Raw genomic sequence first — 26,045 nt, forward strand, 5'->3', positions numbered from 1 at the left:
TTGGCTTAAATTTATTTGTAATAATGACTTCCCCTAATATTGCTATGGTTTGGGATATCTGGTTGGTCTTCGATATTTTCATCTAAAGTGTCCCAGCCGTTTTTAAGGATACGTTCTATGATATTATAGTTATGAGCACCATAGTCCAAGGCACGCTTGCAGGCATTGTCCAACCTCGTATTGCCTACCTTCTTAGTGAGGTGCAATATGCCCAGACATGATTTATAGGATTGCTCTGGGTGTTGTTTCTTTTCTAATATGTTAATGATTAGCACCTTGCAATGTTCACCAACCTGCTCTGCCCAGGCAATGAATTTTTCACTGCTCCACTCGCTGATAAAGCGGTGATGGGAAGGCATGTGTTCCTTTATCGTGCTATACCCATATTTTTGTTTGTTTCTTGGATGGACTGTAAGTAGTTCCTGTTGGTAGAACATCTCTATGGTGCTATCTGAGTAAACCACTTTAATACGTTTGCCTATATGCTGATAGGGCAAACTATAATAGTGTTTGTCTTTGCTAAAATAAATGTGGCTGTTTTTATGAACCGTTGCATTAGCGTAACGTTTAATCTCATAGCGTTTTGCTGGCAATGGTTTAAGCTGATGTTTTTCAATCTCTTCAAATAACGAATAGCGAGAATATTCACGCCCCCTAAAAGATGTGTTGTTATGGGTTTTAAGAAGTTCTAATATAGCCTTATTCAGTGCAGTTTTAGTATGAAAAGTTTGGTTGCGCAGTGGCGCAAAGACCCGTGTATATATAATACGCACGGCATTTTCGACGATGGCCTTGTCCCTAGGCCTGTAGGCCCTGGTTGGAAGTACCGAGGTTTCATAATACTCAGAAAAATCAATAAAAGTTTCATTTACTTTTGGTTCGTAACGACTGCTTTTAGTGACTGCTGCCCTCAAGTTATCGGGCACTAAAGCCTGTGGTACACCGCCATAAAACCAAAGTGCGTTTTCTATACAAGCTATAAAATCTTCTTTCTTTTGACTCTCACAGGCCTCAACATAAGTATATTGGCTACTGCCCAATACACAGACAAAGACCTCTAGATCTTGTATTTCACCTGTGTAACGATCTACTATGGAAAGCTTCTTGCCCGTAAAATCAATGAAAAGTTTATCGCCCGCTTTGTGTGTAAAATGCATCACTGGAGACACTTCTTTAACCCACTCACGATACCAATACCTAAACTGGGAAAGTTTGTAGCCATCTGGATGTTTGGAAAGGTACTCTTGCCAAAGCAACTCTTTGGTTACCCCTGTTTTGCGCAGTTCTTTGTCAAAATAGGGAAAATACGTCTCTAGGGTCAATAGTTGCTGGCTCTTACCTTTTTGGTTGGTTTTAAAAAGTCTGTTCAGCTCCTCGAGCGTCATGGCGGACACTTCGTAATCGGTAAGCCGATAGCGCTTAAAAAAGTCAATGTACTTAGTGATGGTATTACGCGACAGCCCTGTGATTAGGCTTATTTGGCGCTTACTGATTCCTTCACTGAAGAGTTTGAAAATCTGTTTTATTTTTCGCATATCTATTTGTTTGTTGGCCATAATATCTTTTTATAAAAAAAGATATTTAAAGCTTTACAAATAGAATCGATTTTTTAGTGGTTCACTTTCGTCCGCTGTAGGTGGTTCACTTTCACCCGCCGCACTATGCTCAATTTAATCCGCTGTGGGTGGTATACTATGCCCGTTTTTTGCACGTAATGATAATATTTAATCTTTAGTTTCCTTTGTTAAGTAATTTTTATGATTAAGGAATTTATTAAGCGTAGAATAAAGAAACTTATATCTATAAAAAGCTTCATTGCTAGAAAAAAATCACTGATTTTAATGAATTATATTTATTTTAGTTTAAATACATATGATATGGACAAGGTTAAGGTGCTATCGTCTAATTGGAAAGACGCCCGACACTAAAAGATATTTAAATTATCTCGGGAAATGTAGGTTCGAATCCTAACAGCACCACAAAGATATATAATGGAAACACTAGAGATAAAAAGATTAATACGGGAAATTGGAGAGTCAGTACACTCCATGAATACAATAGCGGTAGGGTTATCAAAGCTAAACGACAATAACTGTGATATTCCAAATGGTCTTGAAATTTCTTGGAAACCTAATGATATAGAAACTTCAAAAATAAAATCTAGAAACTATGCAGAAAGGGCTGCAATGATTTATTCTGTAGAAAGTTTCTTTGATTATTTGGAGACAATTTCAGAAAACCCATTTTGGAATCACCCTGAAATTAATTTTAAAGAAGATAATAAAAAGGCTATTAAAGTTTATAATTTTCTGAATCAGATTCCTTCAATAAGAGATGAAGTTAAAATATTAGCTGAATTTGCATGTCATTGGAGAAATAAGATTGTTCATTCAAGTGCATCTAAAGCTAAATTATCAAATGATAAGATTGGAAGGTTGAGACAATTAGGAGATTATATCAATGAAAACTATTATCATTTTGACATAAATGTCGCTTTTGACAATTATGATTCTAAAAGGATTACATTAAAAGATTCATCAACTTTAATTACAATACTAATTAAGGCTGCTAGACAAATTGATGAATTTTTCTTCAATGAATTCTCTTTTGAATCCAGCATTAAAAGAATTAAAGAAAAACTTAAAGATAGTGACTGTTTAGAGAAAATTGTGAAGCAGCAAGAATCAGATAAGAGGAATAGACAAATAAGAACAGTTGTTAAAATGTCATTTCCTTTTTTAAATTCAAATCAAATAGAACTGACAGCTAAAGAATTATAAAACCCAAACCATAACAAAGATGTATACAACAAGTAGGCGTGACAGTATTGAATTCAACGGTTTTAGTCCGTTTCAATTATGTAACGGTTTAGTAGTTTTGAAGTCAGCCCCCTTATTTGCCATATCCACACTGTTGTGTGCAAATTAAAAATACTCTGAAATAAATGATAATAACTAAACCCTCAAAAACAAGGAATATAATACTGACCATTTTCCTTTCAATTATTTTCTTAACTGATTTAATCGCTACTAAAAGTTTCTTACTTGATAATAATTTGAAAGAATTAAATAAAACGGAATTAATATTCGGAATACTTGGCATTGTAGACCTGATTTTAATCGTGTTTTTGTTTTATTGGAAAAAATGGGCTTTCTGGGCATTATTGGGAACAAGTATAATCACATTAATAATTAATTTTAGTATAGGAATTGGAGCTATTTCTTTTGTTGGATTACTTGGAATACTATTAATTTACCTGTTGTTGCAATTGAAAAAAGGTGGAATTAAAGGTTGGCACAACTTGGAATAAAACCAGCATAAGCTGTGCATACAAGTGGTTTGAAAGCGTAAAATGAACAATATCCTAAGTTATTTTACCATAGGCAAATGGGATATGTTTGGTAAATTAGTATATTAGATTTTTATAAGAAGAACCGTATGATGGGAGACTATCACGTACGGTTCCCTGTGAGAGGCTCGGGGTGAAACTCCCTTTTTCTACTCGACACAAAACCGTTGTACACAATTTTCGAGAATTTTAAACCTTATAGAAAAATAACCAACCAAATAAACATAAATGAAAGAGTATTTTATTTTTATAAACAACAAAAAAACTGGACCATATAAACTAAGTGAATTAGATGTTTTGAAAATTAACAAAAATACACTCGTATGGACGAATGGAATGGATCAATGGCAAAAGGCAGCTGAAGTATCTGAAATAAATTCTTTACTAGATAAAGCACCACCCCCACTTCCTACACATGTTAACGATGGATTTTATCTTTATCTTAAAAAAAATTATAAGTACATATTTCTGACTTTTGGAATCAGCCTGATTGCTGGGTATTATATTCATGAAAACTTTTTTGATTATTGGCTTACCGAACAATACAATTTGAGATATGATAGTCCCGTATTTGTAGCCAATTCAAGTAGCATGACCAAAGACATTATTCTGCTAAGGGATTTTTTTAAAATACTTGTCTGGGGGCTAGGAATTTTTATTATTCCAATATTTTATATTTTTAAGAAAAAAGGAAAGTAATGGACAAATCAGAATTTATAAAAGAAATAGATTGGTTAACAGAGTTGCATAAAGAAGCGGTGACTCTTGAAAGAAAATTTAAAAATGGAGCAAATAAGAAAATAAGAAAATCTTCAGAGGAGGACTTACGGTCAAAAATGTACCTTTTTGAAAGAAAAATCGAAAATAACCCATCTCTTTTTAACAAAATTTATCCGAAAGAAATGTCTGCAGCGGGAAGGACAATTTACTCTGAGGGATTTGAAAATGTTCGGCATTTCACTGAAGATTTAAGCGATTTGTTGGTGAGATTAAATCAGTCTTTAAAAAACTATACGGACAAAAACTGTGTACAATAACTAGCGTTCGTGTGGTCGGTACGACGTAACATGAACACCTTGTTGACTGAACCGGTTTTCGGTTGGTTAGCCTACTATGGGATTAGTCTGGTTATACAGTGTTTAGAGTATGGTTTTATTAGGCTATTGGAAGTTGGTTTTAGCCTAATGGGATTTTATTAGTTTTTCTTTTTACATTTTAATTTTCGATTGCACTTATTTCTTTTGGTTTTATGCCGATTTTGGGTTTATCCTTAAATTTAGGCAAATAATGCCCTGTTACGTGCCTGATTTCAGTCTCAACCTCACGGTTAACAATTTTAACGCTTGCTTTGCTTCAGGACGTTACTCTTGCGTATCACGGGCTTTCACCCTTTGGGTTATTCAATTCAATGAACTATATTTACCATTTAAGGCATACATGTCGAATCGAATATAAGTGACTTATGTTCATGTTGTTATATGGAAATGGAATTATAAATCAAAGGTTAGAACTAAACCGAAAAGTTAAGGTAAGAAGTCCTCAATTGCACATAGCTGCAAACCGTTAGTGAATATTGTAAAAAAACAAAATGCGAAATACGAAACCAACTTTATTGTTAGTCGAAGACTTAATTGAACCTATTGAAAATTCTATAAAAGAACTAGAATTAATTTATAAAGATAATCTAAAAAAAAAGTCTGATTATATTTTAAAAGGAACCTTTGTATATGTAATATCACTTTTTGAATCTTCTTTTACAGAATGTCTGAAAAGATTTTTAATATCATTCCCAGATAAAATAAGTGACGGAAAGATTTCAGGAAAAGAAAGCAAATATTTGTTAGAAACGGTTTTTGCTTCAGATGCTATTGAGTTTATAATTGACGATTTTTTATATGAATACACTTATAAAGACGTATCAGAGATTATGAAACGAACTTTCAGTTTATTAGATATTGACTCAAAAAAAATCAGTTTTAATAATGATAATTTAATCGAAAGAAAAGAACGAAGAAACATTCTTGTACATAATGACTTAAAAGTTGATAAGAAATATATTAGAAATACAAAATGTGATCCACAAATTTTAAGGAAAAAACTAAATATAGATGAAAAGTATATTATTGATACTATTACTTTAACGGAATCAATATTAGAACAAACAAAGAGTGAGCTAATTCTAAAATACGGAGATTACACTCGGAATAAATTATTGAGAAATGCTTGGAATTACGTTTTTAATTCACCGTTATTGAATTATGATGATTACTGGAATGAAAATCACGGTTTTATATTTGAGAACAATAAAAAAATTGACATAAGTAATTTATCTTCAGGAGAGAAGACTTGGCTGGCATATTGGATTCAACATTATTCATCTAGTATTTTGGACAAATATTTTAAATTTTCAGATATGCATATGTCTTCTTATCAATCAAAAAAAATGAATTTCTTAATAGAGTTTTTTAATAAATATCCTTTAATCCTTCAGCATTCATAAACAACATTTGCTAGCAGAGCATAACAAAAATGGCAAGATTTGTACTGAAACGGGAGTTTTGTGTATTTTTAGAAAAGCAAACCTTAACCAAAAAGTTTGTGCATTTTTGCACGCTACAAACCATTAGTGCCAATTATGAGAAAAATAAATTTAATTCTAATTTTAAGCTGCTTTCTAATTGGTTTTAGCCTGATTGTACCGCTATTATTTTGGATTAAAGATTATTTCATAAGTATAAATTCACCGATAAATTCAACTGTACTATCTGAATTTGCGTCATTTCAGGGTTTAATAATTGCTTTTTGGGGCTTAATTATTAATGCTATATTGGTTTTTCTAGCTTACAAGGCATTTAAAAACTTTGATGTAAAAAAGCAATTTCACAATAAGCAGTTAGAAATTGTTTCAGAATTAGCTACATCAATTAGTTCTTTGGAAATATCTAATATGATGTATGAAATGACTCCTAGCCCTTCTGGCAAAGAACATCAAATAATAACAGGATTTACATTCAGTTTTTTTGAAATTGGACTAGGGTTTAACTATTCTAAATTTGACCTTATCTGTGTGAGAGGAAATAATATAGAAAACACTTTTCCTTTTTTAAAATTTAAAAATCATCCTCTATTGCCTAAATCTATTTCTAATGAACTCAAAAAACTTTATCGGCCATTACAATATTCTTTTTCGGTCAGTAAAGAGGATTTAAAAACCAGAAGTTACGTTTTATTATATCACGATAAAAAAGTAGATTCTGATGATTTGTCAGCTGGTTGGACTTATGCATTTTATAAAAACCCTTCTGATTTTAATAAAGATGTTGCCTCATTAAGAAAATCGATAATCGAATGGTACAAAGAATATGGAGCAGATAATTTAAATATATAAAATGGTGCTGTAAGCTTCCTTTAAAACTGAACAATTCAAAACTCTCATTAACCTAGCTTTTGGTCTTTAATTTTTTACCTCTTATTTTAAATTTATCCAATAAATTCGAGATATCCTCACTAATCTTTGTTTCTACTACTCTAGCATACAACTGTGTAGTAGTAAGCTTAGAATGTCCCAATAATTTTGACACCGTTTCAATAGGGACACCATTAGAAAGCATCACCGTTGTAGCAAAAGTGTGCCGGGCAACATGAAATGTAATATTCTTATGAATTTTACACGTTCCTGCTATCTCTTTCAAATATTTATTGGTCTTTTGGTTGGAACTTATAGGTAATAAATATCCCATTAAATCCGTCACCTGTAATACTCTGTATTTTTCAATGATTTCCATCGCCTGGGGTAGCAAGGGGACTTTTACGCGTTCGTCCGTTTTTTCCCTTTTAGTATATATCCAATGCTTACCATCAATACCCTTTACGATATTGTCTTCGGTAAGTTCCTTTACATCCACATAAGACAAGCCAGTATAGCAGGAAAATACAAAGCAATCCTTTACTCGCTGTAACCTTTCACTTTTAAATTCTGTGCCTTCTAATAGTTCCAGTTCTCTCTCACTTAAAAATGCTCTATCGTATTTCTGGTACTTTAATTGGAATTGGTTGAACGGGTTCTTGTGCATCCATTCAAGTTTGACAGCAAGGTTTACCATTTTCTTGAAACGTTCCAAATGTTTCATAACCCCGTTGTTGCTTAACATGAGTTGTCTCTTGGAGTTCCTGTAATTACGAAGGAAGTGTTCAAAATCGGTTACAAATTCGTAGTTCAATTGTTTTAAGTAGATGTCCTTTAATCTTCTTTTCTTCAGTAGGAATTTATACAGGTATTTTTCAGTGGTATAATAATTTTTCATTGTCCCTCTTTTCAGGACAAATACCATATTTCCATGATGGTATGCAACGAGTTCCCGTAGGGTCTTACTGTTATCATCCTCTCCTAAGTATCGGGCTTTGATAGCTTCCGAAGATATAAACTTGTCTTCTGCCAAAAGTTCTTTATGGCATTCCAAAAGCCTATTATATACCTCGTCTAAATAAGTGTTTAAGGTTCTTACCTTTTGCGAACCGCCCCTGCCTCGGCTTTTGTTGCTGTCCCAGTCTTTGACTGGAATAACTCGCTTTAAACTTATTTCTGAACGTTTTGCATTAATAGTAATCCGTACATAGATGGAAAGTTGTTTGGGATTACTCCTTGATTTTCTGGTAAAGAAAATTACCGTAAAAGTGTGTTTTGTCTTCATTTTCAATGACTTTGAGTTAAACAATAATGTTAAATCGAAAGTCAAATCATATCTGAAAGCCCTCTAAAGATAGTACAATTTTGATGAAACATTGCACACCGAATTGCACACCTTTTATATGGTTTTAAATGAAATCAAACAAATGCATAAAAAACAAAAAACACTGAAAATCAAAAGATTAACAGTGTTTTGTTGTGACCTATTTCTAGGTTCGTCGGGGTGGCAGAACTAACTTGCCACTAGACAATATTTTAATAACCAGACACTTATATTGTTTCAATAAAACGAGGTAACCGAATAGGTAACCTTTGCCTCGATTTTATTCGTGAAAACAAAGATATATGAATATCTTAAACTAAAAAACAATAAATACCTTCAAATTTTATCTATTTTTTTGTGTGCTAATCCTTTAGCATCTGAATACCTTCTGTATAATTATGAAAAAACTAAAAGCTTGGGCAAAAAAGCTAAAGCTACAATTGGTGCTACTGCATTTGGCCTATAAGGATAAAAGAACACCTTGGTATGCCAAGGCATTGATATTCGTAATCATTGCCTATGCGCTGAGCCCCATAGACCTTATTCCAGATTTTATCCCGATAATTGGCTATTTGGACGATCTAATTTTGTTGCCGATAGGCATTTATTTAGCTTTCAGGCTTATCCCTGATGATGTGAAAGCGGAGTGTTTGACAAGGGCAAAAGACTATAATTGGAACAAAAAGAACAACTGGGTGATCGGGGGCATAATCATTTTGATTTGGGCGTTTATGGGTTTTTGGATTTTTAAAAGCGTATCCCCAATCAAATAGTTCAGAATAAAAGCTAAATGTGTTAATTCCAATTTTCAAGAAACCATCATTACCGGAATATCGGAATGGCGCATCACCCGTTCTGCAACACTCCCCATCAAAAGATGTTTTAACCCTGTCCTTCCGTGAGTTCCCAGTACAAGTAGATTGGCCTTCCAGTTTTGTGCGTTTTTTAGGATATCCTCTTCCGGATTGCCCTCGGGCATAAATTTCATAAGTTCATTGCCATTGTACATTTCTGCCAATTCATCCAAGGTTTGCTCCGCCTCTTTCTTTAATACAATCAAGGCCTGTTCGTGTGTGATCCCGGCATCTACATTGCCAAATGCTTTCGATTTTTCGATTACAAAAAGCAATGCGGCCTTAGCCCCTAATTGATGAGCGAGTTCCAAGCCTTTTTTGGCGGCTTTCATTGAATACTCACTGCTATCTACGGCAATTAAAATTTTCTTGTACGCCATATCTATTTATTTTTGAATTAAAAAAGTTATTGTGGATGTTCCATTTTATTTTTGGTTTTGGGAACAAAAAACAACATAAACAGAAATACTAAGATACTCATTATTGCGGTAAGCAGAAAGGTAACCGATGCGCCGTAAAATGTCCATAACAACCCGGCAAACGCACTGGCAACCATCAATGCGATACTTTGCAGGGCTACAAATAGCCCCATTGCCGTGCCCACTTCTTCATTTTTGACCAGGCTGGCCACCCACGCTTTTGAGATGCCTTCGGTGGCTGCCATATAAATTCCATAAATCCCGAAAAGAACATAAAAAAGGGTATTGTTTCCCGCTTCTGCCATTCCGAAGTAAATGCCCGAAAAAAGGATCAGTCCAAAAAGGAAAATCTTTTTTATACCGATATGGTCTGCCAATAATCCAAGCGGAAATGCGGCAACGGCATAGATGAAGTTATAAAAGATATAAACTGTGAGGACATTGTTTTCGCTTCCCGTGGCTTCGTTCACTTTTAGCAATAACAACATATCCGAACTATTGAAAAGTGCAAAAGCAATAAGGCCCACAATTAACCTTTTGTATGTGGGGCTTGCAATTTTCCAATACTTAAAAAATGAAAAGAACCCCGGGGAACTTATTTGCTTTTTTGTTGGCAATGGTTTCTCCTTTATAAAATAGGTAATGCCTACCGAAATAATCCCCGGCACAAAAGCAATATAAAAAAGCCACCTAAGTTGGCCCGGATAAAAATATAAAAACAGTAGTGCAAGTGCAGGGCCGAATACCGCGCCCAAGGTGTCCCAGCCTCTATGAAAACTGAATACCTGCCCTTTGGTCTTTAACGTGGCCTCTCCTGAAAGCAGCGCATCCCTTGGTGCGGTACGAAAACCTTTCCCAAGACGGTCAATAGTCCTTGAAAAAAATATCCAAATCGGATAAATGAAAACGGCCATCATCGGTTTGGAAAGTGCGCTCAAAAGATAGCCCACCCGTACAAAGGGCATCCGTTTTCCAACTCTGTCGCTCCAGTTTCCAAAGTAGCCTTTGCTAAGTCCTGCGGTCGCTTCGGCAAGTCCTTCCAGAACACCTATTAAAAATATGGAAAACCCAATGTTTTGAAGGTAAACCGGAATAATGGGATACAGTATTTCGCTTGCGATATCGGCAAACATACTTACCAATGAAAGTATCCAGACCAGACGGGTTATATTTTTAAACATTAAAAGGTTGTTTTGCGGTTTTTTTTATATAGAAAAAATACAATTTGCTTATTGAATAGCCTAAACCTATTCCTAACAATGCGGCTACTATTACATCCCCCGGATAGTGAACGCCATTATAAATCCGACTGTAGGAAACCAGAAGTGCCCAAAAGCCCAATATCCATTTCAACCAGTTGAATTTTTTTGGTAAAATAAAAAATAAAAATGAAGCAAGGGCAAAAGCGTTGGCCGCGTGGGACGACACAAACCCATATTGACCTCCCGGCCCGGCTTTGCTCAAATGGATTAATCCTTCCAATGCCGGATTATGAGATGGCCGCAAGCGTTTTACCATATGCTTTATAAGGTGCGAGGCTATCTGATCTGCCAAAGTAATAAGAATCCCAATGGAAATGAAAATCGGGATACTCCATTTTTTGTAATGCCATATCAAAAGAGCTGCGATAGCAATGTAAAAGGGTACCCAAAACAGTTTATCACTTGCCCAATACATAATCGGATCAAAAAAAGCTTTGTGCTTTCCGTTAAGGTAAAGGAAAAGCTTAGTGTCAAGTGAGCTGAATTTTTCTATCATTATCAACTATTTTTGGGTGGTTGCCATAATTTTTCTTAGATCGTATATTGATAAAGCTTGACCTATTCAATTCTTTATTTTTTCAATTCAATTTCACTTTTTACCACTACGATTTTTGTTTCCTCAAGCAATAGCTTTTGATGTTGTAAGAATTCATTGATTTTTTCTTCTGTATCTGTGAGTTCTACCACGTGTGGATGTTTATAATGCCTTGTTTCACTAATTCCCCAGTGAATTTTTCCTTTTTCAAAATACCCTTTGCTCACGTTAAAATTCAACGCCTGATCTAAATCAAAAGCTTTGGCTTTTTTTATCAATTCTGAAGCAAAATCCCCGGCCTTCAACCTGTTCCAAAAAGAAAGGTTTTTGATTTTTTGACCGTATTCAAAGTAAATCCTGATGGTTATATGGTTTTTCATTTATTATTGTTTTTATTTCGTCTATGTTTAATTTCAGCTAATTGAAGGCCTTTTTCGCGGGTATATACCGGATGCTTGGGGCTTCCTATAATTTGGGAGGAATAAACCCCGGAGTGGCCGGAGAATAAATAAGCAGTACTACAAGCTAACGCTATAAAGACACCTGATTCTATTCCGAAAAGTTCTATTCCCATTACCGTACAGGCAATAGGTGTATTGGTTGCCCCGGCAAAAACGGCCACAAATCCCATACCTGCCAACAAACCCATTGGCAAAGGAATAAACCAAATCAAAACGTTGCCCAATGTAGCCCCGATATAGAACAAAGGGGTTACTTCACCTCCCTTAAAGCCTGCGCCAAGGGTAAACGAGGTGAATAAAACTTTTAATAAAAAATCATAAGAATTGAGATGAATATTAAAAGAATCGACAATAGTTGGAATGCCAAGCCCTATATATTTGGTGGTTCCCATAAAATAAATAGCGATTGCCAAAATAACCCCACCAATTACCGGTCGTAAAGGCGGATAATTGATATATTTTTTAAACAAATCTCCCCAAAAATGGGTCGATTTGGAAAACAGCATCCCTACCAGTCCAAAAATAATCCCTGCCAATAATGCCCATAACAAATTTGCCGGGTTCATATTAGCTACTTCGGTTATATGATATTGGGTATGGGAAACGCCCCAAATCCTGCAAAAATAATCAGCAAAAACAGCCGCCATAAAACTTGGGATAATAGCATCCAATCTTATACGCCCCAATACCAAAACTTCAAGGGCAAAGATCCCCCCGGCCAAGGGTGTTCCAAACACCGAAGCAAAACCGGCACTTATCCCGGCAATCAACACAATTTTACGGTTTCGTCTTGAAAGTTTGAACAGCTTCGTAAACCTGTCGGCCACTGCGCCACCTACCTGAACTGCCGTTCCTTCACGTCCTGCCGACCCCCCGAAGAAATGGGTGAGAACAGTTCCGAACAATACCAAAGGTGCCATCCGGAAAGGAATGATCTTTTTTGGGGAGTGAAATTCCTCCAACAATAAATTATTGCCCTTAACAACGCTGTTACCATATAAATGATAGGATAGCCCGATTATAAAACCACCTACGGGCAATAAGGCAATAATCCATAAATGGGATTCCCGCCAAGCCGTTGCCCATTCCAGGCTTAAAAGAAAAAACGCAGAAATACTTCCGGCAATGGCACCTATTAACAAGCAGATCAAGATCCACTTTAAAAGGTATAGCAGGGAGGGTATTTGTTCTATTGAGGCTAAAGATTCTTTAATTTTTTTCAGATTCATACGGCCTAATTAATTATTTTTAAAGGCTTTTATCCCCGTAAACACAGCTTCTTTGCCCAATTCCTGTTCTATCCTGATGAGTTGATTGAACTTTGCAATGCGCTCGCCACGGCTACCGCTTCCCGTTTTTATTTTTCCGGCTGCCGTTGCCACGGCCAAATCTGCGATAAAAGTATCCTCGGTCTTCCCGCTTCGGTGGGAAATGAAAAAACCGTATTTGTTCTTCTTTGCCAATGCTATTGTTTCTAAGGTTTCGGTAACTGTACCTATTTGGTTCAACTTGATGAGAATGGAATTACAGGCGTTTTTATCGATGGCTTCCTGTAACAGTCTTTTGTTGGTACACAGCAGATCGTCCCCGATCAATTCGATCTTGCTCCCCAGTTCATTTGTGAGGGTCCGCCATCCTTCCCAGTCGTTTTCCGCCATTCCATCTTCCAACGAAATAATGGGATATTGATCTACCCAGCTTTTCCAAAGATCAATGAGCTGGTCGCTTGAATATTTTTTTTGAGTGCTTTTAAATAAAACATAGTTCCCATCCTGCCATAGTTCGCTCGCTGCGGGATCCAAGCAAATGGAAATATCGATGCCCGGTTTATAGCCCGCTTTTTCAATGGCTTCAAGGATTACTTCAATCGCTTCTTCATTAGATTTTAAATTAGGTGCAAACCCGCCTTCATCGCCAACTCCGGTAAAGTAATTTTTATTTTTCAGGATACTTTTCAAGGCGTGGAAAGTTTCTTCTCCCATTCGGATAGCTTCATAAAAAGCGGGGGCGTTATGGGGGGCAATCATAAATTCCTGAAAATCCACATTGTTATCGGCGTGAGCCCCGCCATTTATCACGTTCATACAGGGCACCGGCATTGTGAATTTTCCATCGGTATTCAAATAACGGTATAAAGGCTCTTTCGAAAATGCTGCTGCCGCTCTGGCAAATGCCATAGAAACGGGCAGTATGGCATTGGCGCCAAGATTTGATTTGTTGGGGGTGCCGTCCAGTTCCATTAGAAAATTGTCCAACTCCTGTTGGTTATCGAACACTTTATTGGAAAGGGCCGGTGCGATAATTTGGTTAACGTTGTTTACCGCCTTTAATACCCCTTTGCCATTGTATCGCGTTTTGTCCCCGTCCCGGAGTTCAACAGCTTCCTTTTCCCCGGTACTTGCACCGGAAGGGCAGATGGCACGGCCAAAAAATCCTTTTTCTAAAGTAACTTCTGCTTCCACAGTTGGATTTCCACGGGAGTCCAAAACTTCCCTTGCAATAAGTTTTTGAATTTTCATAATTTTAGTTTTTAAATTCTTTTTGATAGTCTGTAATTGCTTGTTGAATAATTTCTTTCGCCATTGCCGCATTTTGAAATTCTTCCACCCGGACAGTTTTATTTTCCAGCTTTTTGTAATCCTCAAAAAAGTTTTTGAGCTCCAGGGCAAAGTGTTTGGGCAGTTCTGAAACATCGTTGATATGGTTTACGCTCATATCATTTTTCGCGACCGCGATTATTTTATCGTCGGCTTCGTCATTATCTATCATCCGCATTACCCCGATTACTTTGGCCTCCAAAATACAGAGCGGTTGCACATCGATTTGCGAAAGCACCAATATATCTAGAGGGTCGTGGTCCTCTCCTAAAGTTTGGGGGATAAACCCATAATTTTCGGGATAATTGACCGAAGAAAACAGCACCCGGTCCAACCGGAGCATCCCGGTTTCCTTATCCAGTTCATATTTAGCCTTACTTCCCTTGGGGATTTCAATAATGGCCTGAACCATTTCAGGTTGTTCGTTTCCGATGGGCACGTGGTGCCAAGGATTAAAGTTTTTCATATTCATATTTTTGTTAAAGTTATTCCCCCAAATACAGCTAATAAGCCAAGCGTGAAACTGCTTATTGCGTAGATGGCAAAAGTGAGGTAGTTGGAATTCTGAAGTAAAATTGTGTTTTCTAAAGTAAAGGATGAAAATGTGGTGAAGCCCCCGCAAAAACCGGTTGTAAGAAAAAGCCGCAGTTCCGGCGTGAGCCATTCAAAGCGTTGCCCAAGGCCAAAAATCACCCCGATCAACAAACAGCCCAATATGTTTGCCGCAAATGTTCCGTAAGGAAATGCAGAGGGGAAGTGTTTGGTCAACCATATTGCCGTGAGATACCTTGCAATACTGCCCAAAAAACCCCCAGTGCCCACCAATAAAAAAATCCTACCCATAACCGTTTTAGATTAAATTGAGTAGGAGTCATTAGCTTTTTGGGCGGTTTTGGCGAACTCCATCGCCTTTGTATGTTAAGTGTGCGAATTTAAGATTATTATTTGAAAATGCTTATTTTATTTCCAATTTCTGAAACGAATAACATTATTCTTGACCTGCTGATTGTTCAACAGTATTCTCGGCCAAAATGATTGACCCAAAAAATTTCGTTTTTAAAAAAGATAAGTAAAAAAAAACCACCTAGTTAAGACTGTTGAAATCCAGTAAGTTGATCAATTTATGTTTTAAAAATATTATTCTATGACCGTTTTAAAACTTACTTATATTAGTCCCTGTACGGCCTTAATTTTTAAATGGATCAGTAGCCGCCTTCCGATGAGTTTTTTATTAAAAGAAGAAAATTGCTGTATGTGATCAAAATCTATTTGTTACCGTGTCTTCCCAAAGAAAATGATTATACTATTCCCCGTTATTTATTTTCTTTAAAATCCCTTTAGAATTTTATATTACTTTTATTTTTTAATTATTAACAACAAATGAAATATTTAATTGCCGAAGACGAGAAAGATTTACAAATTTCCATCGCTAAATATTTAAGCAGTGATGCAAATATTTGTGAAACCGCATCAGATTATCTTGAGGCTTCTGAAAAATTAGAATTATATGAGTATGATCTTGTGATACTCGATATCAACCTGGTAACGGGAAGTGGTCTTGTCTTGCTCAAAAAACTTAAAAAGCAACATAAAAAATGCGGGGTTATTATCATATCGGCAAATAGTTCCCTGGACAATAAACTGGAAGGGCTCGATCTGGGTGCTGATGATTATATCACTAAACCCTTTCATCTTGCAGAACTAAATTCTCGTATCAAAGCGGTACTCAGAAGAGGACAGTTTGGTGGAAATGATACCATTACATTTAAAGAGATACGACTTGATACGTTGGCACGTAGTGCTTATGTAAACGATAAACCAATCACACTCACACGGAAGGAATATGACCTTCTGTTGTTTTTTATCATTAACCAAGGCCGAGTGCTTTCCAAGGCCATTATTGCAGAACATTTATGGGGTGATGATAGTGACTTACTTGACAATTTTGATTTTATTTATGTACACATTAATAATCTAAGGAAAAAGCTCACAAAAGAAGGGGCTAAATATATACAGACCGCCTACGGTAGCGGTTATAAATTTATAGCAGATTAGTACCAAAAGTAAAAATAAAACACCTCTTTTGAGAAAGGCATCTAAAACCTTTCTGATTACCAGTGTCATTATTATGACGCTTTCTGGTATTGGTCTTTATTTTTATCTGAAACAATTATTACAAAATGAGATAGAAGAAGAGCTCTTTTCAAATAAAGACCGTGTAGAACATTTACTGGAACAAAATCCTAATCTGTTAGGCGTCCCCCCAATAATGATGGCCGAAAAAACAGAAAAACCACACAAAAACATTCTCGTAGATACGCTTATCTATGATCCACTTCAAGATGAAATAGAGCTTTTTAGGCAATTATCTGGAACAAAAAACATCAATGGACAAGAATATAAGGTCACCGTGCGGTCAATGGTAATCGAATCGGAGGACATTTTATCTACCATTGTGTTTATGTTTTTGATGGTAATATTCCTTGCTTTTATTTTCTTGTTCTATCTTAACAAATCCCGGAATAAAAAACTTTGGAAGCCTTTTTTTAGTAATCTTGAACGGCTTAAAAAATTTTCCTTAAAGGCTGATAGCCCATTGACCTTTGAAGATTCTGAAATATTGGAATTTTACGAACTCAATAAAGAGATAAAAATACTGACATCAAAAATCCAGACAGATTATCGTAACCTCAAACAATTTACCGAAGATGTCTCTCACGAAATGCAAACACCACTAGCTATTATGCAAGCTAAAATTGATACGGTGATCAATGATGCCGAAATAAACGAAGTGCAATTCCATCAATTTTCCTCCCTACAATCTGATATTTCACGTTTAAAGCAGCTTAATAAGAAACTAATTCTTCTTGCTAAAATTGAAAACGATCAATTCACAGCGAATGAGACAATTTCAATTAATAATATTGTTGAAGAAACGATTGAAAACTTTAAAGAACTCACATCAATCGATATTCAGCTTAAGGAACAGAATACGATTAATATAATAATGGATCCTTCCCTTGCAACGGTTTTGTGCAACAACCTATTATCTAATGCAGTCAGACACAATCTTAATAATGATCGTATACTTATTACTATTTATGATACAAAGCTACAAGTCATAAATAGTGGAAATGAAACTTTAGACCGACCCGATCAGGTTTTTGAACGTTTTTATAAAGAAAGTAGGCGGAAAGACTCAACTGGATTGGGGCTTTCCATTGTTAAGAAAATTTGCGACTATTACGGGTTTTTGCCTTCATACCGTTTTCGGGCTTCAACAGAGTTACAGGAAGGACAAGGAAAGCATATATTTCAAATAGATTTCAATCTAAAAATGTAATTATCAGCAATAAGGGGAAAATTGCTACCAATAGAATCTCTTTAGAATCCCTTAAAGCCATCTTTAGAATTACAACGTAAGTTTACTCTATAACTAAAAAATATAATACAATGAAAAAAGCAATTTTAGGTATAGGCTTGCTATTTTTGGCCATTACCGCAGTAGCATTTACTACGAGAAACCAAGAGAAAGTACCCCAAACCGTAAAGAATGCTTTCGCTAAAAAATTCCCAACCGCAAAAAAGGTAGATTGGGGAAAAGAATCTAATGATGAATGGGAAGCCGAATTTAAAATGGACAATAGGGAATATTCCGCAAATTTCCTGCAAAATGGAACCTGGATGGAAACCGAGCACGAGATTGAAAAATCGGAAGTACCAAACACGGTAATTTCATCCCTTAAATCGAATTTCCCAGGGTATGATATTGAAAGTGCCGAAATGACCGAAACTACAGACGGCAAGTTCTACGAGTTCGAGATCGAAAAAGGAAATAGCGAAATGGAAGTGGTTATAGACAACAATGGCAAGGTGGTTAAAAAGTATTCCGAAGAAGATGAGGAAGTTGATGAAGATTAAATTTTTTCTTTGATTAAATTTGTAATGTCCAAATCTATACCTGATTTGGACATTTTTTTATAATTTGTTCTTAACCCAATTAACTGTTCTAATACTCCTTCTTCAAGTTTTATATTTGGATAGTAATTCAGTAATTTTTGAGCTCAATAATCGCCTTGGTTCTTAATTGATCACCTGAACGAGGAGGTTTTTCTTCAATTTTGATAGAGGTTTCAAGCAACCTTTCTATAACTGTTATTGCTTGCCCGTTTGTGTATTCCTTATCCGTTCTCAGATTGATGTCCTGACCGTTAGGTTTATGGCAATATTTTCAAAATAGGTAAATCTTAAAAATTGCTTTAGAATGCTTGTTTATTATTAAATCCATTTTTGAAATTAAACAATGAGCGAAACCTTTACCATTATAGTCCCTGTTTATAATGAAGAAGAAAATTTACGACGAGTTGAAAAAGAACTCCAAGAGTACATAGATTGCGCAGAAATACCTACTTCGGTTTTATTTGTAAATGATGGATCCAAAGATTCAAGTTTGAGCATTATAAGACAAATATGTGATCAAAGCCTTGTATTCAACTACATTGATTTTGACCAAAATTATGGTTTGAGTACTGCTATAAAAGCTGGATTTGACTATGCCGAGAGCTCGCTTATAGGCTACATCGACTCAGACCTTCAAACTAGTCCAATGGATTTTAATCTCCTGCTGGAATATATTGATGAATATGATTTAGTTACAGGAGTTCGTTCCAATAGAAAAGACAGTTTTACCAAAAACCTGTCCTCTATAATTGCCAATGGCGTACGCCGCAGTTTCACCCACGATGGTATGGACGACACAGGTTGTCCACTTAAAATTATTAAAAGAGACTGTGCCAAACGCATTACGATGTTTAAGGGACTGCACCGCTTTTTACCAGCAATGGTTCTCTTGCAAGAAGGAAAAGTGAAGCAAGTACCGATACAACATTTTCACAGGATTGCCGGTAAAGGGAAATTTGGTTTGTGGAACCGCCTGCTCGGCCCCTTAATGGATTGCTTTGCTTTCTTATGGATGAGAAAAAAATATATTAACTACAAGGTTGAGGATAAGGGGTGAATATTTGGTTGATATATAGTATTGGTTTTACTGCCCAACTCCTATTTTCAGGGCGCTCCATCTTGCAATGGGTTCTTTCTGAAAGGAACAAACGTGTGCTCACCCCGGTGCTTTTCTGGCAATTGAGCTTAATTGCATCATTTCTCTTATTTGTGTATGGTTATTTAAGAAATGATTTTGCGATAATGCTGGGACAGATTTTGACATATTTCATCTACATACGAAATATGCACTTACAAAATCAATGGATTAAATTTCCAAAGCTTTTACGTTGGTTCTTGTATCTATTTCCATTCATTATTCTCTATATTGGTTATAACAACAAAGTATATGACCGCGTTTTGTTGTTCCAGAATGAAAATATCCCATTTTGGTTATTGATACTTGGTATCATTGCACAAACAATCTTCACTTTGCGTTTTGTATATCAATGGTTCTACAGCGAAAAACGAAAAGAGTCTTAGCTCCCTATGGGCTTTTGGATATTAAGTTTAACAGGCTCAACGCTTATACTTTTCTATGCGGTTTTGCGAAAAGATCCTGTATTACTAGCAGGTCATTTACTCGGGATTTTTCTTTACACAAGAAATATTTTACTATTAAAAAAAGAAAAAACACTTCTTTAGATTTGCTTTAGATTCCGTTCAGGTTTTAATAAGAATCCCTTTCCACATTTGCATTCTAAAAATGTAGATGTGACGCTTAAAAATTCCACCGACCGTTATTACCTTTTATTTCTTTTTATAGCCTTTCTTATACTTATTATAGGATTGGGAAGTTATGGGCTTGCAGAAACCAGTGAAGCTCGTTATGCAGAAATAAGCCGTGAAATGTTATTGAACGGCGATTACCTTAACCCTGAACTGTTGGGAATTTTTCACTTTCACAAGCCCCCCATCACCTATTACATTACAACTTTGGGTTATCAAATTTTTGGTGTTAATGAGTTCGGCGCTCGCTTCTTTTTGCAAGTGGCCATTATCATTCAGTTGTTATTAATATATCGTTTGGCATATTTACTCTATAAGGACAAGCGTATTGCCTTCATAGCAGGATTAGTATATTTTTCGTTTCCAATAGTCTTAATTTCAAGCCGTAACCTGACCACCGATGCATTCCTGACAACTTTTATCCTTGGAGCTATATATTGTTGGCAAGTGTATGACCATAAAAATAAGACTGTCTTTTTATACTTTTTTTATACTCTCGTGGGGGTTGCCTTATTGACCAAAGGACCGGTCGCCCTTCTATTTGTTCTTGCTTATATCATTACCAGAAAATTGATTTATGGAGATGGGGCGAAAATTACCAACCACCACGTAATTGGTTTTGTATTGTGCGCCTTAATAGGGGCTAGCTGGTATATAGCAGTAATTATGGAGCACCCCAAAATTTGGGATTATTTTATCAATAAACAGCTTGCGGGGAGGATGACAGGTAACGCATTTAAGGAAAGGTCGAAACCTTTTTGGTACTATTTCCCAATTTTGCTTGGCCTGCTTTTACCTTGGTGCTTATCACTAATTTCAAACTTTAAAAAGTATATAAAATCATTTTTTGCAAAGCAGAAGGAAACCAAAGTGTTAATCTATTCAAGTGCTATTTTGTTTTTTTTATTTTCTGCATTCAGCACAAAATTGATACTGTACATCTTGCCAATTTTCTGGATGGTTGCAATAATTATAGCGGTCGGGTTACCTAAGATTTCCAATACTTCTAAAAATATCGTAAATCTTACTTATGCCTCATTATTGACAATGCTTTTTGTTGGTCTGGTTTTTAGCTGGATTTTCAAAACCAATATGGAAAATGTTTCAATAAAAACACTTATAGTAGCACTTATTTCCCTTATCATTTTTGGATTAGTATATCATTTTATTGAAAATGAAAAGTTTTATAAGCCCCCTGTATTGGCCGCAACATTTGGCGGTGCAATAATTTTGATTTCAACTTCTTTTATGTCACATAATAGTCCCGTGACCAATTCTACGAAAGATATGGTTAAATTCATAGACAATGTTTCCAACGAAAGGAACAAAACTATTTTAGTTTACGATTACCTTCTCTCGTCTATTCCGTTTTATACTAATGATACCTTAATAACCCTAAAATATTCCCATCATACTACCCAGCGCGAAACACAATTTGAAAATAATGACACTTACAAACAAAATCTTTGGGATATGCATAAAGAAACCGAAATAAATAAGCTTTCTAAAATTTCAAAAAAACACTCCACCTATCTCCTTGTTCGCAATAAACGGGATTTAGATAAAAAATTTTCCTTTTTAAAAGAAAATTTCGACAGCGAAAAGCACTATCAAAAGTGGACGTTATATTACCACAAATAGGTTTATAACACTTTAGATTTCCTTTAGATTCTCTTCAAATTTCAAAAAGATTGGTAGGTTATTTTTGGTCAAAATTAAAATCATAAGCCTATAGGCCAAAGGTTACAGTCGGCATAACACAATAATTGTTTCCAATATTATTTTAAAAAATATGGCATTACAAACAGAATTTAAGGTACAGGGGGATTTCCTTTTTAAGAACCGTAGCTATTTACCGCTACTTTTTCTGGCAGCGGGATTCGGCGTGTATCTATATGGGATATATTTTGAGCCACGGCAAGTTGAAAAAGTACCTGAAGGTTATTATCAGTTTACCTGTTTAATGTTGAGTCTCTTGGGTTTGCTTATTCGGGTAACCACTATAGGGTATACACCTAGAAACACATCTGGCAGAAATACAAAAAACGGTCAAATAGCAGATGAATTGAATACCACTGGAATGTACTCGCTCTTGCGCCACCCTTTATACTTAGGGAATTTCTTTATGTGGTTCGGGATAGCAATGCTTACTGGAAATATTTGGTTTACAGTAGCTTTCGTATTGCTATACTGGTTGTACTACGAACGCATTATGTATGCTGAAGAAAGCTATTTGATCAAAAAATTTGGCACAGATTACCTAAGGTGGTCAGCCATTACACCCGCTTTTATACCAAATTTTAAAAATTACCGCAAGGCAAAATACCCTTTTTGCCCTAAAAAGGTCCTGAAAAAAGAAAAGAATGGGTTCGCGGCCATATTTATTGTTTTCTGGTTTTTCGAATGGATTGGCGGTATGGTTGAAAAACAAAAAATAACCGTTGAATTTAATTTTTGGTTTTATGCTGCCATAGCAAGCTGTTTCATATATCTCATTTTAAAAATAATGAAAAAGGGAAGTATGTTGACCGAAACCAATGTTTAGTGATCTAAAGTTTAAAATATAAGTGTTATTGTTATGGATAATTTGGGATTAATAGAAAAAACGAGGGTTTATTGCAAAAGTACAATGGAAGCCAACAGATGTAAGTATCTACCCTTCCACAATTGGCAGCACGCCAAAGATGTTGCGCGTAATTCAAAATGGATAGCCCAACACGAAAACCTTCCTGAAGATATAATGGAAGAGCTGGCCATTGCATCTTATTTTCACGACCTGGGACATATTAATGGTGCTACCAATCACGAAGAGCTGAGTTGTGAATATGCCCGAAATTTCCTTTCTAATGAAGACTTTCCGGAGGAGCGTATTATTAAGGTCCTTAAAAATATACAGGCAACCAAAATGCCTCAAAATCCAGAAACCGTATCACAAAAAGTTATTTGTGATGCAGACCTTGCCCATCTGGGCAAAAAAAATTTTCTTGTTAAGAACGCAAAGATTCGTAAAGAGTGGGCTCTATTCAATAATCAAAAATTTTCTGATGAGCAGTGGGTAGTAATGAATATCAAATTCTTAAACAAACATAACTTTCATACAAACTACGCCAAGAAATCCTATTCTGCACAAAAGTTGAAAAACATAAATAACCTCAAACAACTTCTAAACTAATTTGGTTTCGATCTAATAATGATTTAAATATGCAGATTTTAAGATATTTCAGATTCCTAGAAGACAAAGAAAAAGCTTACCATTTATTAATTATATTAATTATCCTTTTTGCTTTATTTACGGCCCTTGTTTATTTTTTACCCACTACTTTTATAGACATCGAATTTTCTGAAGAAGTCCAAGAGCAAAGTAGCCCGGCTCTCAATTTTATTATGAAATCTATCAGCTGGTTTGGTAGTAGTACTGCCGCATTGGGTATTACTTTGGGTACCGCACTTTTATTTTTTATTTGTAAATTCAGGAAAGAAGCTTTATTCTCAGCTTCTACCCTAATAGTGTCCCTTCTTACTTTTGGAATTAAAGTTTTGATAAACCGGCCACGGCCAACTGCCGATTTGGTAAATATCATAGAAAAAGCACAACATCAGAGCTTTCCAAGTGGACATACTTCTTATTATGTGGCCTTCTATGGGTTTATAACTTTTCTAATGCTAAGGTTGACCAATATAAAAAGGATAATTCGTATCCCGGTGATAATATTATCACTTTTCTTGATTTTCACAGTACCATTTTCCCGCATTTATCTTGGGGCCCATTGGTTTACTGATGTCGCAGGAGGGTTCATTTTGGGACTTGTTGTTCTTTATGGTATTATACGCTTTTATATAAGGGAAAAACATTCCAGGAACAACAAGTATTAATTCTTAGAATAATATTAAAAAATATATGAACAAAATTTTTTCAATATTTTTCCTCCTATTGATTGCAGGTCAGCTCCAAGCACAGAAAACGCTCGGTTATTACCTGGAGACCGCAAGGGTCAACAGCCCTTTGGCCAATGATAATGAAAACAAGGCCAAAGTGAGCGAACTGGAAGCGGAACGGCTTTCGGCTGTTTACAATAGGCCCAAAATCGACCTGAACGGGAATTTTCTTTTTGCGCCAATCCTTTCTACAGAAAACAACAAAACCCGTTTTGAGGCAAATTCAAACGGCTCAACCGACTATTATGGGTACGATCTCTCAAGTACCAACGGTGGGCTTTATCAAGGCGTTGCCAAATTAACGCAGCCTCTGTTCAATGGGGGCAAAGCTTTTGAAAAACAGGCAGAAATTATTGCGGAGGTCAACCGCAATATGGCAAAACTCAATATTCACGATCTTGAAAAACTGGTTACCGACCAGTACATCCTCTGCCTCAAGGATAAAAACCAGATAGCTTTTGTCGATTCTATGCTCAAACTGCTCGACAATCAAACCAATCTGGTGAAAAAATTGGTCGATAATGCATTGTTGAAACCCTCTGACCTATCCTTGGTCAATATCGAACAAAAAAATTATAGAGGATTACGAACTACGTTCAAGGCGAATTACAGGAGCGACCTGATGGATTTAAATGTCCTTTCGGGCATTAAGGACACCACCTTGGTAGAATTGGAAAAGATTGACCTAAGTGTTCCTCCACGCGAAACAAATAATGCTTTTCTGGAAAAGTACAGGTTGGATAGCTTGAACCTCCTTGCAGGACAGGAGGTATTTGAGGCCAAATATAAACCACAGCTCAATTTTGTGGCTGATGCCGGGCTGAACACTACCTACGCCCCAGATATCCCCAATCGTTTCGGGCTAAGTGCCGGGCTGAACTTTACCTGGAACCTATTTGACGGCAGGCAAAAATCGATTGTTCAGAACAAGACGGATATCCAATTGCAAACGGTTTCCTTTTACAGGGAGAACTTCCTCAAAAAAAACGGGGTCAGAAAAAACAAGTTGTTGAACGAACTCAAATCCTATGAGGATAGGATGGCAATAGCCGAAGCCCAACTGGAAGAATATGATAATCTATTGACCAATTTTAGAAAGGAAATCCTTTACGGGCAACTTTCCATCATCGACTACATCACTACTTTAAAAAACAGGAATATGGTAGAGCGGGACTTTATACTCCTAAAAACAAACCGACTCCTATTGATCAATGCTTACAATTACTGGAACTGGTAAATAAACCCTTATGAAGAAACTATTTTTGATTTTAATGAGCGTTACGGCCCTTACCGCCTGTAAGGACAAAGCTTCAAACGAGGAAAAAAACACCGTTGAACCTAAAACTGCCGTGAAGGTTACCCGTATCCGCCAAGGTTCTGTTGAGGACAATCTGGAACTGTTTGCCACCACCGTTTATCTCAAACGCAATATCGCGACTGCCCCAATACCCTCTTATATAACCAAGGTCAACATCCGCTTGGGCGACAGGGTCAGCAAAGGCAAGGTCTTGTATGAACTGGAAAGCAAGGAACGCCGTGCCTTGGGCGAATCCATAAAACTCGATTCCTCGCTAGTAGGATTTGGGCTGATCAAGGTAAGGGCACAGGTTTCCGGAATCGTCACGACACTTGACAAACAGCAACCCGGTGATTACGTTCTGGAAGGGGCAAAACTCTGTACCATTGCCAAAAGCGGGGATATGGTTTTCCAGATCAACGTTCCTTACGAATATAACAGCTATGTTAAACAAGGCGAAAAGTTAAAGTTTGTACTCCCCAACGATTCCATAAGAATGGCCGAGATCACAACCACGCTGGCAGGAATGAGCGGCACCGCACAAACCCAAAAAGTATTGGCAAAGCCCGTTAAACCCATCTTTCTGCCCGATAGCCTAATCGTAAAGGCACTTTTTAGCAAGGGCAACAACGATAAAAAACAGATTGTTCCCAAAGCTGCACTCCAAAGTGATGAAATGATGAAGGATTTTTGGGTGATGAAACTTATCAATGACAGTACTGCGGTAAAAGTCCCGGTAACCGTGGGGAGCAAAGACCAGAATGAAGTAGAGATCCTTAGCCCGACCTTTAGAAAATCAGACCGCATCATTACAGCGGGGGCTTATGGTATGCAGGATTCAACCCTTGTGAAGATAACTGGTCAAGAGAAAATGTAAA

General features: G+C 36.2%; 27 protein-coding genes, 1 pseudogene and 1 riboswitch. Of the genes and pseudogenes, 18 read left to right on the forward strand and 10 right to left on the reverse strand.

Going from position 1 to position 26,045, the window contains the following annotated elements; translation table 11 throughout:
* Window positions 1-11 precede the first annotated feature (11 nt).
* Window positions 12-1,556 (reverse strand): IS21 family transposase, encoded by a 1,545-nt coding sequence (gene istA, locus JOOMADRAFT_RS08940; protein WP_008612682.1) that lies wholly within the window; start codon window positions 1,554-1,556, stop codon window positions 12-14.
* Window positions 1,557-1,991: 435 nt separating this feature from the next.
* Here istA and JOOMADRAFT_RS08945 point away from each other — a divergent pair, with 435 nt between their 5' ends.
* The 6 genes from JOOMADRAFT_RS08945 (at window position 1,992) to JOOMADRAFT_RS08970 (ending at window position 6,737) form a co-directional block, all read left to right on the forward strand.
* Complete coding sequence (locus JOOMADRAFT_RS08945) at window positions 1,992-2,780, forward strand: hypothetical protein (protein WP_008612684.1); 789 nt, start codon at window positions 1,992-1,994, stop codon at window positions 2,778-2,780.
* A 164-nt stretch (window positions 2,781-2,944) separates the two neighbouring features.
* The gene (locus JOOMADRAFT_RS08950; protein WP_008612685.1) at window positions 2,945-3,310 is read left to right on the forward strand and encodes a hypothetical protein; all 366 of its coding nucleotides are present in this window, start codon (window positions 2,945-2,947) and stop codon (window positions 3,308-3,310) included.
* 267 nt (window positions 3,311-3,577) lie between these two features.
* The gene (locus tag JOOMADRAFT_RS08955; RefSeq protein WP_008612686.1) at window positions 3,578-4,048 is read left to right on the forward strand and encodes a DUF4339 domain-containing protein; all 471 of its coding nucleotides are present in this window, start codon (window positions 3,578-3,580) and stop codon (window positions 4,046-4,048) included.
* Window positions 4,048-4,386, forward strand: coding sequence for a hypothetical protein (locus JOOMADRAFT_RS08960; RefSeq protein WP_008612687.1), 339 nt, complete (start codon window positions 4,048-4,050; stop codon window positions 4,384-4,386). Before JOOMADRAFT_RS08955 ends, JOOMADRAFT_RS08960 begins: the two co-directional genes overlap by 1 nt.
* Window positions 4,387-4,937: 551 nt before the next feature.
* Window positions 4,938-5,849: a hypothetical protein gene (locus tag JOOMADRAFT_RS08965; protein WP_008612688.1), complete on the forward strand. Its 912-nt coding sequence runs from the start codon at window positions 4,938-4,940 to the stop codon at window positions 5,847-5,849.
* Window positions 5,850-5,984: 135 nt separating this feature from the next.
* On the forward strand, window positions 5,985-6,737 hold the full coding sequence (locus tag JOOMADRAFT_RS08970) for a hypothetical protein (RefSeq protein ID WP_040879635.1): 753 nt from the start codon (window positions 5,985-5,987) through the stop codon (window positions 6,735-6,737).
* 52 nt (window positions 6,738-6,789) lie between these two features.
* Here the strand turns inward: JOOMADRAFT_RS08970 and JOOMADRAFT_RS08975 are convergent, their stop codons facing one another.
* Window positions 6,790-8,040: a site-specific integrase gene (locus tag JOOMADRAFT_RS08975; protein ID WP_008612690.1), complete on the reverse strand. Its 1,251-nt coding sequence runs from the start codon at window positions 8,038-8,040 to the stop codon at window positions 6,790-6,792.
* Window positions 8,041-8,477: 437 nt separating this feature from the next.
* Here JOOMADRAFT_RS08975 and JOOMADRAFT_RS08980 point away from each other — a divergent pair, with 437 nt between their 5' ends.
* Window positions 8,478-8,852 (forward strand): YkvA family protein, encoded by a 375-nt coding sequence (locus JOOMADRAFT_RS08980; RefSeq protein WP_050989677.1) that lies wholly within the window; start codon window positions 8,478-8,480, stop codon window positions 8,850-8,852.
* Between the two features lie 35 nt (window positions 8,853-8,887).
* On the opposite strand, the gene JOOMADRAFT_RS08985 is transcribed toward JOOMADRAFT_RS08980, so the two are convergent.
* The 8 genes from JOOMADRAFT_RS08985 to crcB form a co-directional block, all read right to left on the reverse strand.
* Window positions 8,888-9,313 carry a universal stress protein gene (locus JOOMADRAFT_RS08985; RefSeq protein WP_008612692.1) on the reverse strand — a complete coding sequence of 142 codons (426 nt, stop codon included), beginning with the start codon at window positions 9,311-9,313 and terminating at the stop codon, window positions 8,888-8,890.
* Window positions 9,314-9,339: 26 nt separating this feature from the next.
* A complete protein-coding gene (locus tag JOOMADRAFT_RS08990) occupies window positions 9,340-10,533 on the reverse strand; it encodes an MFS transporter (protein WP_008612693.1) in 1,194 nt (397 codons plus the stop codon).
* Window positions 10,526-11,110 (reverse strand): phosphatase PAP2 family protein, encoded by a 585-nt coding sequence (locus tag JOOMADRAFT_RS08995; RefSeq protein ID WP_008612694.1) that lies wholly within the window; start codon window positions 11,108-11,110, stop codon window positions 10,526-10,528. The genes JOOMADRAFT_RS08990 and JOOMADRAFT_RS08995 overlap by 8 nt, the downstream gene beginning before the upstream one ends.
* Before the next feature lie 74 nt (window positions 11,111-11,184).
* Window positions 11,185-11,529, reverse strand: coding sequence for a DUF190 domain-containing protein (locus JOOMADRAFT_RS09000; RefSeq protein ID WP_008612696.1), 345 nt, complete (start codon window positions 11,527-11,529; stop codon window positions 11,185-11,187).
* The gene (locus tag JOOMADRAFT_RS09005) at window positions 11,526-12,839 is read right to left on the reverse strand and encodes a voltage-gated chloride channel family protein (protein ID WP_008612697.1); all 1,314 of its coding nucleotides are present in this window, start codon (window positions 12,837-12,839) and stop codon (window positions 11,526-11,528) included. The genes JOOMADRAFT_RS09000 and JOOMADRAFT_RS09005 overlap by 4 nt, the downstream gene beginning before the upstream one ends.
* A 9-nt stretch (window positions 12,840-12,848) precedes the next feature.
* The gene (gene eno / locus JOOMADRAFT_RS09010) at window positions 12,849-14,129 is read right to left on the reverse strand and encodes a phosphopyruvate hydratase (protein ID WP_008612698.1); all 1,281 of its coding nucleotides are present in this window, start codon (window positions 14,127-14,129) and stop codon (window positions 12,849-12,851) included.
* A gap of 4 nt (window positions 14,130-14,133) precedes the next feature.
* Window positions 14,134-14,673 carry an inorganic diphosphatase gene (locus tag JOOMADRAFT_RS09015; protein WP_008612699.1) on the reverse strand — a complete coding sequence of 180 codons (540 nt, stop codon included), beginning with the start codon at window positions 14,671-14,673 and terminating at the stop codon, window positions 14,134-14,136.
* Window positions 14,674-14,675: 2 nt separating this feature from the next.
* The gene (crcB, locus tag JOOMADRAFT_RS19860; protein WP_008612701.1) at window positions 14,676-15,050 is read right to left on the reverse strand and encodes a fluoride efflux transporter CrcB; all 375 of its coding nucleotides are present in this window, start codon (window positions 15,048-15,050) and stop codon (window positions 14,676-14,678) included.
* Between the two features lie 15 nt (window positions 15,051-15,065).
* Window positions 15,066-15,126: riboswitch (Fluoride riboswitch) on the reverse strand.
* Window positions 15,127-15,587: 461 nt separating this feature from the next.
* Here crcB and JOOMADRAFT_RS09020 point away from each other — a divergent pair.
* The 11 genes and pseudogenes from JOOMADRAFT_RS09020 (at window position 15,588) to JOOMADRAFT_RS09065 (ending at window position 26,044) form a co-directional block, all read left to right on the forward strand.
* Window positions 15,588-16,262 carry a response regulator transcription factor gene (locus JOOMADRAFT_RS09020; protein ID WP_008612702.1) on the forward strand — a complete coding sequence of 225 codons (675 nt, stop codon included), beginning with the start codon at window positions 15,588-15,590 and terminating at the stop codon, window positions 16,260-16,262.
* Window positions 16,263-16,290: 28 nt separating this feature from the next.
* The gene (locus JOOMADRAFT_RS09025) at window positions 16,291-17,550 is read left to right on the forward strand and encodes a sensor histidine kinase (protein ID WP_008612704.1); all 1,260 of its coding nucleotides are present in this window, start codon (window positions 16,291-16,293) and stop codon (window positions 17,548-17,550) included.
* A gap of 110 nt (window positions 17,551-17,660) precedes the next feature.
* The gene (locus JOOMADRAFT_RS09030) at window positions 17,661-18,128 is read left to right on the forward strand and encodes a PepSY-like domain-containing protein (protein WP_008612706.1); all 468 of its coding nucleotides are present in this window, start codon (window positions 17,661-17,663) and stop codon (window positions 18,126-18,128) included.
* A 382-nt stretch (window positions 18,129-18,510) separates the two neighbouring features.
* A complete protein-coding gene (locus tag JOOMADRAFT_RS09035; RefSeq protein ID WP_008612707.1) occupies window positions 18,511-19,224 on the forward strand; it encodes a glycosyltransferase in 714 nt (237 codons plus the stop codon).
* Window positions 19,221-19,850, forward strand: a pseudogene (locus JOOMADRAFT_RS19865) (lipid-A-disaccharide synthase N-terminal domain-containing protein). The gene JOOMADRAFT_RS09035 and the pseudogene JOOMADRAFT_RS19865 overlap by 4 nt, the downstream one beginning before the upstream one ends.
* A gap of 69 nt (window positions 19,851-19,919) precedes the next feature.
* Window positions 19,920-21,575, forward strand: a complete 1,656-nt coding sequence (locus JOOMADRAFT_RS09040) for an ArnT family glycosyltransferase (protein WP_008612708.1) — start codon at window positions 19,920-19,922, stop codon at window positions 21,573-21,575.
* A gap of 151 nt (window positions 21,576-21,726) precedes the next feature.
* Window positions 21,727-22,479 (forward strand): methyltransferase family protein, encoded by a 753-nt coding sequence (locus JOOMADRAFT_RS09045; protein WP_008612709.1) that lies wholly within the window; start codon window positions 21,727-21,729, stop codon window positions 22,477-22,479.
* Between the two features lie 33 nt (window positions 22,480-22,512).
* The gene (locus JOOMADRAFT_RS09050) at window positions 22,513-23,106 is read left to right on the forward strand and encodes an HD domain-containing protein (protein ID WP_008612710.1); all 594 of its coding nucleotides are present in this window, start codon (window positions 22,513-22,515) and stop codon (window positions 23,104-23,106) included.
* 29 nt (window positions 23,107-23,135) lie between these two features.
* Entirely contained in the window at window positions 23,136-23,807 is a 672-nt protein-coding gene (locus tag JOOMADRAFT_RS19680; protein ID WP_008612714.1) for a phosphatase PAP2 family protein, read from the forward strand.
* A gap of 25 nt (window positions 23,808-23,832) precedes the next feature.
* Window positions 23,833-25,107 (forward strand): TolC family protein, encoded by a 1,275-nt coding sequence (locus JOOMADRAFT_RS09060; RefSeq protein ID WP_008612716.1) that lies wholly within the window; start codon window positions 23,833-23,835, stop codon window positions 25,105-25,107.
* Window positions 25,108-25,117: 10 nt separating this feature from the next.
* Window positions 25,118-26,044, forward strand: a complete 927-nt coding sequence (locus JOOMADRAFT_RS09065) for an efflux RND transporter periplasmic adaptor subunit (RefSeq protein ID WP_008612717.1) — start codon at window positions 25,118-25,120, stop codon at window positions 26,042-26,044.
* Window position 26,045 lies beyond the last annotated feature (1 nt).

The sequence above is a fragment of the Galbibacter orientalis DSM 19592 genome (genome assembly GCF_000260115.1).
Taxonomy (GTDB): Bacteria; Bacteroidota; Bacteroidia; order Flavobacteriales; family Flavobacteriaceae; genus Galbibacter; species Galbibacter orientalis.

What these genes read in the sequence shown, in the direction of transcription:
- istA (WP_008612682.1), bottom strand. Translation starts at nt 1,556, where the DNA reads ATGGCCAACAAACAAATAGATATGCGAAAAATAAAACAGATTTTCAAA.
- JOOMADRAFT_RS08945 (WP_008612684.1), top strand. Translation starts at nt 1,992, where the DNA reads ATGGAAACACTAGAGATAAAAAGATTAATACGGGAAATTGGAGAGTCA.
- JOOMADRAFT_RS08950 (WP_008612685.1), top strand. Translation starts at nt 2,945, where the DNA reads ATGATAATAACTAAACCCTCAAAAACAAGGAATATAATACTGACCATT.
- JOOMADRAFT_RS08955 (WP_008612686.1), top strand. Translation starts at nt 3,578, where the DNA reads ATGAAAGAGTATTTTATTTTTATAAACAACAAAAAAACTGGACCATAT.
- JOOMADRAFT_RS08960 (WP_008612687.1), top strand. Translation starts at nt 4,048, where the DNA reads ATGGACAAATCAGAATTTATAAAAGAAATAGATTGGTTAACAGAGTTG.
- JOOMADRAFT_RS08965 (WP_008612688.1), top strand. Translation starts at nt 4,938, where the DNA reads ATGCGAAATACGAAACCAACTTTATTGTTAGTCGAAGACTTAATTGAA.
- JOOMADRAFT_RS08970 (WP_040879635.1), top strand. Translation starts at nt 5,985, where the DNA reads ATGAGAAAAATAAATTTAATTCTAATTTTAAGCTGCTTTCTAATTGGT.
- JOOMADRAFT_RS08975 (WP_008612690.1), bottom strand. Translation starts at nt 8,040, where the DNA reads ATGAAGACAAAACACACTTTTACGGTAATTTTCTTTACCAGAAAATCA.
- JOOMADRAFT_RS08980 (WP_050989677.1), top strand. Translation starts at nt 8,478, where the DNA reads ATGAAAAAACTAAAAGCTTGGGCAAAAAAGCTAAAGCTACAATTGGTG.
- JOOMADRAFT_RS08985 (WP_008612692.1), bottom strand. Translation starts at nt 9,313, where the DNA reads ATGGCGTACAAGAAAATTTTAATTGCCGTAGATAGCAGTGAGTATTCA.
- JOOMADRAFT_RS08990 (WP_008612693.1), bottom strand. Translation starts at nt 10,533, where the DNA reads ATGTTTAAAAATATAACCCGTCTGGTCTGGATACTTTCATTGGTAAGT.
- JOOMADRAFT_RS08995 (WP_008612694.1), bottom strand. Translation starts at nt 11,110, where the DNA reads ATGATAGAAAAATTCAGCTCACTTGACACTAAGCTTTTCCTTTACCTT.
- JOOMADRAFT_RS09000 (WP_008612696.1), bottom strand. Translation starts at nt 11,529, where the DNA reads ATGAAAAACCATATAACCATCAGGATTTACTTTGAATACGGTCAAAAA.
- JOOMADRAFT_RS09005 (WP_008612697.1), bottom strand. Translation starts at nt 12,839, where the DNA reads ATGAATCTGAAAAAAATTAAAGAATCTTTAGCCTCAATAGAACAAATA.
- eno (WP_008612698.1), bottom strand. Translation starts at nt 14,129, where the DNA reads ATGAAAATTCAAAAACTTATTGCAAGGGAAGTTTTGGACTCCCGTGGA.
- JOOMADRAFT_RS09015 (WP_008612699.1), bottom strand. Translation starts at nt 14,673, where the DNA reads ATGAAAAACTTTAATCCTTGGCACCACGTGCCCATCGGAAACGAACAA.
- crcB (WP_008612701.1), bottom strand. Translation starts at nt 15,050, where the DNA reads ATGGGTAGGATTTTTTTATTGGTGGGCACTGGGGGTTTTTTGGGCAGT.
- JOOMADRAFT_RS09020 (WP_008612702.1), top strand. Translation starts at nt 15,588, where the DNA reads ATGAAATATTTAATTGCCGAAGACGAGAAAGATTTACAAATTTCCATC.
- JOOMADRAFT_RS09030 (WP_008612706.1), top strand. Translation starts at nt 17,661, where the DNA reads ATGAAAAAAGCAATTTTAGGTATAGGCTTGCTATTTTTGGCCATTACC.
- JOOMADRAFT_RS09035 (WP_008612707.1), top strand. Translation starts at nt 18,511, where the DNA reads ATGAGCGAAACCTTTACCATTATAGTCCCTGTTTATAATGAAGAAGAA.
- JOOMADRAFT_RS09045 (WP_008612709.1), top strand. Translation starts at nt 21,727, where the DNA reads ATGGCATTACAAACAGAATTTAAGGTACAGGGGGATTTCCTTTTTAAG.
- JOOMADRAFT_RS09050 (WP_008612710.1), top strand. Translation starts at nt 22,513, where the DNA reads ATGGATAATTTGGGATTAATAGAAAAAACGAGGGTTTATTGCAAAAGT.
- JOOMADRAFT_RS19680 (WP_008612714.1), top strand. Translation starts at nt 23,136, where the DNA reads ATGCAGATTTTAAGATATTTCAGATTCCTAGAAGACAAAGAAAAAGCT.
- JOOMADRAFT_RS09060 (WP_008612716.1), top strand. Translation starts at nt 23,833, where the DNA reads ATGAACAAAATTTTTTCAATATTTTTCCTCCTATTGATTGCAGGTCAG.
- JOOMADRAFT_RS09065 (WP_008612717.1), top strand. Translation starts at nt 25,118, where the DNA reads ATGAAGAAACTATTTTTGATTTTAATGAGCGTTACGGCCCTTACCGCC.